The organism is Aeromonas sp. s11 (assembly GCF_040907945.1).
GTDB classification, from domain to species: Bacteria; Pseudomonadota; Gammaproteobacteria; order Enterobacterales; family Aeromonadaceae; genus Aeromonas; species Aeromonas veronii.
On sequence record NZ_JBFOCU010000027.1, the window covers coordinates 101,100 to 108,826 of the forward strand.

Below are 7,727 nucleotides of genomic sequence, written 5' to 3' on the forward strand. Positions count from 1 at the left end.
CTTACAACAACTTGTCGATGCCAAACTCGGCGCCGTTCTCAATCATGAAATCGATGAATGCCCGCAACTTGCGCGGCATCAGTTGCCGCTCCGGAAACAGCAAATAAATCGGCACCCTGGGTTGCTGCCACTCTGGCAGCAGGATCACCAGCTCGCCGCTGGCCAGCTCATCCTGACAGAGCATAGCGGGTAACGAGGCCAACCCCAGCCCCGCCTTCGCAGCCTCCCGGGCACAGGTAATATTATTGACCCGAAAACGGGATGGGGGGTCAACCAGCACCTCTCTGCCATCCAGTTCGAAGCACCAGTGAGAGGCGAGAAACCCGCTGCTCACCGTCACCCGCTCGTGGTTGGCCAGATCCTCCGGCCGCTCGATGACCGGGCTGCGGGCCAGATAGTCCGGGCTGGCACAGAGCAGCCGCCCGGTGCTCCAGAGTCGGCGCGCCGCCAGATTGGAGTCACTCATGTCGCCAATCCGCACCACCGCATCCAACCCTTCACTGATGGGGTCCACCACCCGGTTGGTCAGCTCCAGCTCCACCTGCAGGGCGGGATAGGCCTGCAAAAACTTGGCGACCAAGCGCCCAACCACCAGTTGCCCCGTCTCGATAGGCACCGCCAGTTTGAGGGTGCCGGTCACCTCCTGCTGGCTGGCGCTCAGCATCAGCTCGGCTTCGGTCAGGGCATCGACCGCCTTGCTGCAGTGCAGGTAGTACTTCTCCCCCTCCTCGGTCAAAGTGAGCTGACGAGTGGAGCGATAGAGCAGACGCACTCCGAGCCGCTGTTCCAGTTCGGCGATGCGGCGGCTGACCATCGCCTTGGTCATCCCCAGCTCGCGGGCAGCCCCCGTAAACGAGCCCTTGTCGACGATACGCACCAGAATTAACGCGGCATTGAGATCCATTGTTGCACCAGTGAAACTGTATATCTCGTGAACCAATACTAATCGAAACAGTTGACCAGTGTTAGCCTGCGCCCCTTAAGTTCAGGAATCACAAAAATGAGTCAACACAAAAAAATTCCCCTGCTGGCAGCCATGATATTGGCGCTGCTCGGTCTGCTGTTCGCCGGTTACTGGTATCTTCACGGCCGCTATTTTGAAAGCACCGACAACGCCTATCTGCAAAGTGAAGTGACCGGGATCAGCTCCAAACTGCCCGGTTATATCCGCGAAGTGCTGGTCACCGACAACCAGCCGGTCAAAGCGGGCCAACTGATCGCCCGTCTCGATGATCGCGAATACAAAACCAGGGTCGCGGAGGCCGAAGCCGACCTGCGCCTCAATCAGGCGACGGCCGAAAATCTGGCCGCCACCCGCACCCAACAACTGAGCCTGATCCAGCAAGCCGAGGCCAAGGTCGCCTCCGCCAATGCCGAACAGCTGCGCGCCAGCCAGCAGGTCAACCGGATCAGTCAGCTCAACCAGCGCCACTACAGCTCGCAAGACAGTCTGGACGAGGTGCGTGCCGGCCTGCAGGTCAATCAGGCGCAAGCCCGGGAGGCCCAAGCAGCCCTGCAGGCGGCCCGTGAGCGACTGCTGGTACTGGATGCCGAACGCAAACAGAATCTGGCCAAGCTGGCATTGAGCGAAGCACAGCTGGAGCAGGCCAAGCTGGAGCTAGGTTATACCGAGCTGCGGGCACCGGCCGATGGCATCATCGGCAAGCGTAGCCTGCGGGAAGGGCTCTACGTCCAGTCCGGTATGCAGGTCGCCAGCCTGGTGCCGCTACAGCAGGTGTGGGTCGAGGCCAACTTCAAGGAGACCCAGCTCGCCCATATGCAGCCGGGCCAGAAGGTCGAAGTGGTGCTCGATGCCTACCCGGATCAACCGGTCGAGGGGATCATCGACAGCCTGGCCCCGGCGACCGGCGCCAAGTTCGCTCTGCTGCCGCCGGAGAATGCCACCGGCAACTTCACCAAAATCGTGCAGCGGGTACCGGTGAAGATCCGCATCCCCGAGCCAGGCCCGCTGGCAGGCAAGCTGCTGCCGGGTCTCTCCACCGAAGTGATCGTGGATACCCGCACTCCTGAGCCCGTGGTGGCTGCCAACTGATGGAACCCATTCCACGTCGCAACTGGATCGCGGTCATGGGGGGGCTTATCGGCGCCTTCATGGCCATCCTCGATATCCAGATCACCAATGCCTCCCTGAAGGATATTCAGGGGGCCCTGTCGGCCACCCTGAGCGAAAGCTCCTGGATCTCCACCTCCTATCTGGTGGCGGAGATGATCGCCATCCCCCTGAGCGGCTGGCTGAGCCGGGGGCTGAGTGTGCGCCGCTACCTGCTCTGGACCACCGGTGCGTTTATCGCTGCCTCCGTGCTCTGCTCGTTCAGCTGGAACCTCACCAGCATGATCGTCTTCCGGGCGCTGCAAGGCTTCACTGGCGGGGCGCTGATCCCGATGGCCTTCTCCCTCATCGTCACCCTGTTGCCGTTACAGAAGCGGGCCACCGGCATGGCGCTGTTTGGCCTTTGCGCCACCTTCGCCCCCGCCATCGGCCCAACCCTCGGCGGCTGGCTCACCGAGCAGATGTCGTGGCACTACATCTTCTATCTCAACGTGCCGCCAGGATTGCTGGTGATGGCCATGCTGGCCCACGGGCTGGATAAAAAACCGGTGGACTGGGCCGTGATCAAGCGGGTGGATCTCATCGGGATTGTCACCATGGCGCTTGGCCTCGGCTTGCTGGAGGTGGTACTGGAAGAGGGCAACCGGGAAGACTGGTTCGGCTCAAGCTTCATCGTGCGACTGGCGGTCATCTCGGCGGTGGCGCTGGTGTTCTTTGTCATCAGCCAGCTGATCCGCCGTCACCCGCTGGTCAATCTGCGACTGCTGCACAACCCGCGCTTCGCGCTGGCCTGCTTCGCCTATCTGATCCTCGGCATGGCGTTGATGGGCTCCATCTATGTGCTGCCGCTCTACATGACCCAGATCCACAACTACAACGCGCTGGAAATCGGCGAAGTCCTGATGTGGATGGGGCTGCCGCAACTGCTGGTGCTGCCACTGGTGCCCAAACTGACCCACAAGATAGACCCGCGCTATCTGGTGAGCTTCGGCTTCCTGATCTTCGCCGTCAGCTGCTTTATGAACGTCAACATGAGTGCCGACTACGCCGGGCCGCAGCTGATCCAGTCGCTTATCGTGCGGGCGCTGGGGCAGCCCTTCATCATGGTGCCGCTCTCCCTGGTCGCCACCGCCAGCCTGAGCCACGACGAGATCCCCTCCTCCTCGACTCTGCTCAACGTGCTGCGCAACCTGGGTGGTGCGTTCGGTATCGCCATCATTGCGACCCTGCTCGACAACGATACCCGCACCCATGTGCTACAGATTGGCAGCACTCTGGCCGCCAGCAGTATCGAGGGGCAAAACTATCTGCTGCAGCTGGCCCAGAGCATGATGGCGCAGGGTTCAGGCCCCGAGATTGCCCAGCAGCAAGCCCACGCCATACTCGCCAACACCATCAACCGGGAAGCGGCCATCATGGCCTATAACCAGGTGTTCTACATCATGGGGATCTTCCTGCTGGTCGCCAGCGGCCTGATGCTGTTGCTCAAATCCCCCGCCCCACGGGCAGCAGATGCCGAACCGCTAGAGGCGTGAAAAACCGCAGGGCATAAAACGAAAAACGGGCAAGCGCCCGTTTTTCGTTATCTGTTGCCTGCACTCAACCAGAAGACGTTATCCCGCCAGCGACCCTGCAATCAGGAATTGCGCTGCGAAGTAGCTGCTCATCACCCAGGCGCGGGCGTGGGGAAAGGGGCGGCGGAAGCGATCGAGCGCCAGCATGCTGTCGGAGAAGAGGAACATCAGCGCCCCCACCAGAGCGGCGGCCGAACCGGCAGTGAGAGAGGCGTGCCAGGCACCGGCGGCCACCCAGGCCATGCCAATGATCACCAGCATGTAGCAGAAGACCGGGATCCGCATCTCCCCCAGCTTGCCCCACAGCAGGCCAAAAACCATGCCAGCGATCAGCAACAGCAGCAAACCATCCACCAGATTGAGCAACAACGGCCCCTGAGCAAAACCGACGATATAGCAGAGATGCGCGACAAGAAATGCCGCCAACCCCTGAATGAAGCGATCGCTTGGCAGCATCAGCAGCACATCGCCCGCCAGCGAGAGACAAAGGCCGAGCAGGATCCAGGCGTGGGAACCATCGTGGTCATAACTCTGGTAGCCGAACGCCAACGCGATGATAAGCAGCATGGTCAGAGGCTTGCTGATATAGAACTGGCGGCTGTCTGAACCGTAGGCCGCACGGATGTGCCACCAACCTGAAGCGATGATCAAGAAACTCAATAACATGCCCTGCTCCTCACCTGTTGCTCGCAGTCATACGGCAACCGTTTTTATCATGGTGCAGGATAACAAATTCCCTCCCCCAGTGGCAGGGGTGCTTATCAAATGGGCAGGCTAAGCCTAAAGTCTAATTGCCGCCCCGAGTGGTTCAGGGCATAAGTGACGGGTCTGGAGGATCACCATGGAAGAAGCTATGAAAAACTATCTGCCCGCCATCGATATCATGATGTGCCATCTGGGGATCAGCTTTGAGCAGGCCTGTGAACAACTGGGTCTTAGCCAGCAGGAGCAACAGGCACTGGATCAGTTGCAGCAACAGCAGAGCCAAGCCAACTAGCTTGAGTTGAATCATAAATAGAGAAGACCGCCAGCAGGCGGTCTTCTCTTTTAGTCTCTGTGATAACCGGACGGCATCATGCAATACCAGCCAGCAAACGACTCCAGTTGCGTTTACCAGCGATGAAGCCGTCACGCAGGGCCCGGTACTCCAGTTGCAGCTTGAGGCGGTCATAGCGCGCCAGCGCCTTGCGCTTGCGCAGCTCCAGCAGCCGCTTGCGACTGGCGTAATAGTGTTGCAACTGCTGGCTCAGCTTGTCGTACTCCTCCTGCAGCAGCGCCTGCCACAGTTCGCGATCTTCCTGCTTGCGCAACTTGGCTTGTGCCCGTTTCAGCTGCATATGCAGTCGAGCTTGTTCGATACGCTCCTCCGGCGAGGATCTGAGATCCCCCGCCAGACCACACCAGGAGGCGAGCCGAATCAACCACTTGGTCGGATCGAACTGCCACCAGTGAATGCCGTTGCGGTAGTCATTCTCGAACAGGTGGTGAAAGTTGTGGTACCCCTCGCCAAAGGTGAAAAAAGCCAGGATGCCGTTATCGCGAGCGGTATTGCGGTCGGTATAGGGCTGACTGCCCCAGATGTGGGCCAGCGAATTGATGAAGAAGGTGGTGTGGTGAGTCATCACCATCCGCAGTACGCCCGCCAACAGCAACATGCCGAGCATATCCCCGTGCCATAGGCCGAGCAGCAGCGGCAGCCCCAGATTGGCAGCCAGCGCCAGCGTCAGATAGTGACGGTGCTGAAACGCGACCACCGGGTTGTTCTGCAGGTCACGCACATTATTGTAATCGCCATAGCGATCTCCTTGATGCTCCCGCAACATCCAGCCGATGTGGGAATACCAGAAGCCGCGCCCCGCGCTGTAGGGGTCTTTATCGTTGTCATCCACATGACGATGGTGACGGCGGTGATCGGCCGACCAGTGCAGGGCAGAATTCTGAAGCGCCAACGCACCGCCGATGGCAAACAACCACTGCAAAGTAGGGTGCGCCTTGTAGGCCTTGTGCGACCAGAGCCGGTGATAGCCTGCGGTGATGGATAGGCCACTCAGGCAGAACAACAACAGGAAACTGGCCCACTGCCAGAGATCGTAACCGTGGCTCATGCCGTACCAGGGCACGACAATCAACGCCACTATCCCGGAGAGGGAGAACAGCAGGGTATTGGTGAAAGTAATGGGGGGTCTGGCCATCTCATTGCATCCTTTCAGCGAACAGCTGTTAGCTATTTTCTATGGTGATTTCCTCACGGTCAATGGTAAAAAAGTAGGATACAAACCTGATCCTGAGGCGCCTTCGGGTTATCATTTGTCCTCGTTAAGCTGAAGGTGACTGATTTCGTGGGTATTCGCGCTCAACAAAAAGAAAAAACCCGGCGTACATTGATCGATGCTGCATTCAGCCAACTGTGCGCCAATCGGAGTTTCTCCAATCTCAGCCTGCGGGAAGTCGCTCGCGAAGCGGGTATCGCTCCTACCTCTTTCTATCGCCACTTTCGCGATATGGAGGAGCTGGGCCTGACCCTGGTTGACGAAGGAGGTCTTACCTTGCGCCAACTGATGCGACAGGCACGCCAGCGCATTGCCGGTGGTGGCAGTGTCATCAGCACCTCGGTGCAGACCTTTATGGAGTTCGTCGAGAACAACCCCAACATCTTCCGGCTACTGCTGCGGGAACGCTCCGGCACCTCGGCCGCCTTTCGTCAGGCGGTGGCTCGCGAAATCCAGCACTTTATCGCAGAGCTGACCGATTATCTGGAAGCCACCACAGAAGCACCACGGGAAGATGCCTACATCCAGGCAGAAGCCATGGTCACCATCGTCTTCAGTGCCGGTGCCGATGCACTCGACATGACCAGCGAAGAGTGCCGTGCACTCTCCGATCGCACTATTCGCCAACTGCGGATGATCGCCATGGGCGCCGAGGTACAAAACCAGAAGCGCCGTGAACCTCACCCATGACCACAGGATGGAGAACGACATGCCTGAACAGCTTATGATCCCGAAAAAACCGCTCGCCATGGCCATGCTGATTGGTATCTGTGGCGATGCCTCTCTGGCCGTGCTGACTAACTCGGTTGTGCCTTTCTCCTTCTTTCCGCTGATTGCCCTCTGGCTGGCGGCCTATCAGCTGTTCCAGCACTATCGTCATGAACCCATGGTGGGTAACACCCCCATCTGCACCCTGCTCTGCTTCTTTATCGGTGTCTTCGGCCACTCCGCGCTGCTCAAGGTGCAATACCCGGAGCTTGGCAGCAACTTCTTCTCCCTGATCATGATGCTGCTGTTACTGGCGGCCCTCTCCATCAAGCTCGGCCTGAGCATTGGCAACAAAGAGAAGCGCTGATAAATCGACCGAGTGATGGTAATCAGTTGATAGATAAAGCAAAGAGGCCTTCCCGTCGGGAAGGCCTCTTTGCTTGAACGGTACCTGATTAATCCGGCAATCTCGGTATTCCCAACCTAGCCAAGCTGCTGGGCTTCAAGATCGATGTGCAAATAGAAGAGAGGATGGTCAATATGGAGCTGCCCTGTAGTCAGAAAGCAGCAGAAGCATGATTTGGCCCCCTGTAGAGTCATTCAGATGGCTGTAAATGAAACTGATAAGACACTGATATAGCCAGAAAATGGTAGAAATAGCCCGCTATCTGGCACTCTTACTTGGCAGAGAAAAGCCAGATATTGGCGGTTTAACGCGCTAAAAATACAAAAGCCCGGTCATGGGGCCGGGCTTTGGCGCACGTTCTGGTGTGCAAATCTGGAGGTCACTGGGTAAAGAACGCCCATAGCAAAAAGGCCTTCCCCATCGGGAAGGCCTTCAAATTAGTGGCGGAGCGGACGGGACTCGAACCCGCGACCCCCGGCGTGACAGGCCGGTATTCTAACCGACTGAACTACCGCTCCGCATTCGGTTAGCTTTCGCTAAATCTTCTGCTGCTTCTTTTGAGGTGTCAACCTCGCAGCCAGTGATGTGATTCTTCACATCACCGTTTAATTGGGTGCCTGGCAGTGTCCTACTCTCGCATGGCGAATGCCACACTACCATCGGCGCTACCGCGTTTCACTTCTGAGTTCGGCATGGGA

8 protein-coding genes and 1 tRNA gene are annotated in these 7,727 nt (G+C 58.5%); 5 read left to right on the forward strand and 4 right to left on the reverse strand.

The annotated features are described in order from the left end of the window. Position 1: 1 nt before the first annotated feature. On the reverse strand, positions 2–904 hold the full coding sequence (locus AB5Y84_RS08465; protein WP_019444678.1) for a LysR family transcriptional regulator: 903 nt from the start codon (positions 902–904) through the stop codon (positions 2–4). A gap of 96 nt (positions 905–1,000) precedes the next feature. Here AB5Y84_RS08465 and AB5Y84_RS08470 point away from each other — a divergent pair, with 96 nt between their 5' ends. Together AB5Y84_RS08470 and AB5Y84_RS08475 are read left to right on the forward strand one after the other, a co-directional pair. Continuing rightward, positions 1,001–2,053, forward strand: coding sequence for an HlyD family secretion protein (locus AB5Y84_RS08470; RefSeq protein ID WP_021231553.1), 1,053 nt, complete (start codon positions 1,001–1,003; stop codon positions 2,051–2,053). Beyond that, entirely contained in the window at positions 2,053–3,606 is a 1,554-nt protein-coding gene (locus AB5Y84_RS08475) for a DHA2 family efflux MFS transporter permease subunit (RefSeq protein ID WP_201947796.1), read from the forward strand. The genes AB5Y84_RS08470 and AB5Y84_RS08475 overlap by 1 nt, the downstream gene beginning before the upstream one ends. Positions 3,607–3,684: 78 nt before the next feature. Here the strand turns inward: AB5Y84_RS08475 and AB5Y84_RS08480 are convergent, their stop codons facing one another. After that, a complete protein-coding gene (locus tag AB5Y84_RS08480; RefSeq protein ID WP_005348507.1) occupies positions 3,685–4,311 on the reverse strand; it encodes a lysoplasmalogenase in 627 nt (208 codons plus the stop codon). Between the two features lie 175 nt (positions 4,312–4,486). On the opposite strand from AB5Y84_RS08480, the gene AB5Y84_RS08485 reads away from it, so the two are divergent. After that, complete coding sequence (locus AB5Y84_RS08485; RefSeq protein WP_005348505.1) at positions 4,487–4,642, forward strand: hypothetical protein; 156 nt, start codon at positions 4,487–4,489, stop codon at positions 4,640–4,642. A 76-nt stretch (positions 4,643–4,718) separates the two neighbouring features. Here the strand turns inward: AB5Y84_RS08485 and AB5Y84_RS08490 are convergent, their stop codons facing one another. After that, complete coding sequence (locus AB5Y84_RS08490; protein WP_368176760.1) at positions 4,719–5,837, reverse strand: fatty acid desaturase; 1,119 nt, start codon at positions 5,835–5,837, stop codon at positions 4,719–4,721. Between the two features lie 147 nt (positions 5,838–5,984). Here AB5Y84_RS08490 and fabR point away from each other — a divergent pair, with 147 nt between their 5' ends. Together fabR and AB5Y84_RS08500 are read left to right on the forward strand one after the other, a co-directional pair. Beyond that, on the forward strand, positions 5,985–6,605 hold the full coding sequence (gene fabR, locus AB5Y84_RS08495; RefSeq protein WP_005339921.1) for an HTH-type transcriptional repressor FabR: 621 nt from the start codon (positions 5,985–5,987) through the stop codon (positions 6,603–6,605). Positions 6,606–6,624: 19 nt separating this feature from the next. Next, on the forward strand, positions 6,625–6,990 hold the full coding sequence (locus AB5Y84_RS08500) for a YijD family membrane protein (protein WP_005348493.1): 366 nt from the start codon (positions 6,625–6,627) through the stop codon (positions 6,988–6,990). A 480-nt stretch (positions 6,991–7,470) separates the two neighbouring features. Here the strand turns inward: AB5Y84_RS08500 and AB5Y84_RS08505 are convergent. Continuing rightward, positions 7,471–7,547, reverse strand: a tRNA-Asp gene (locus AB5Y84_RS08505). Positions 7,548–7,727 lie beyond the last annotated feature (180 nt).

Bases quoted from the DNA above. Each gene is read 5' to 3' on its own strand.
- AB5Y84_RS08465 (WP_019444678.1), bottom strand. From the start codon at position 904: ATGGATCTCAATGCCGCGTTAATTCTGGTGCGTATCGTCGACAAGGGC.
- AB5Y84_RS08470 (WP_021231553.1), top strand. From the start codon at position 1,001: ATGAGTCAACACAAAAAAATTCCCCTGCTGGCAGCCATGATATTGGCG.
- AB5Y84_RS08475 (WP_201947796.1), top strand. From the start codon at position 2,053: ATGGAACCCATTCCACGTCGCAACTGGATCGCGGTCATGGGGGGGCTT.
- AB5Y84_RS08480 (WP_005348507.1), bottom strand. From the start codon at position 4,311: ATGTTATTGAGTTTCTTGATCATCGCTTCAGGTTGGTGGCACATCCGT.
- AB5Y84_RS08485 (WP_005348505.1), top strand. From the start codon at position 4,487: ATGGAAGAAGCTATGAAAAACTATCTGCCCGCCATCGATATCATGATG.
- AB5Y84_RS08490 (WP_368176760.1), bottom strand. From the start codon at position 5,837: ATGGCCAGACCCCCCATTACTTTCACCAATACCCTGCTGTTCTCCCTC.
- AB5Y84_RS08500 (WP_005348493.1), top strand. From the start codon at position 6,625: ATGCCTGAACAGCTTATGATCCCGAAAAAACCGCTCGCCATGGCCATG.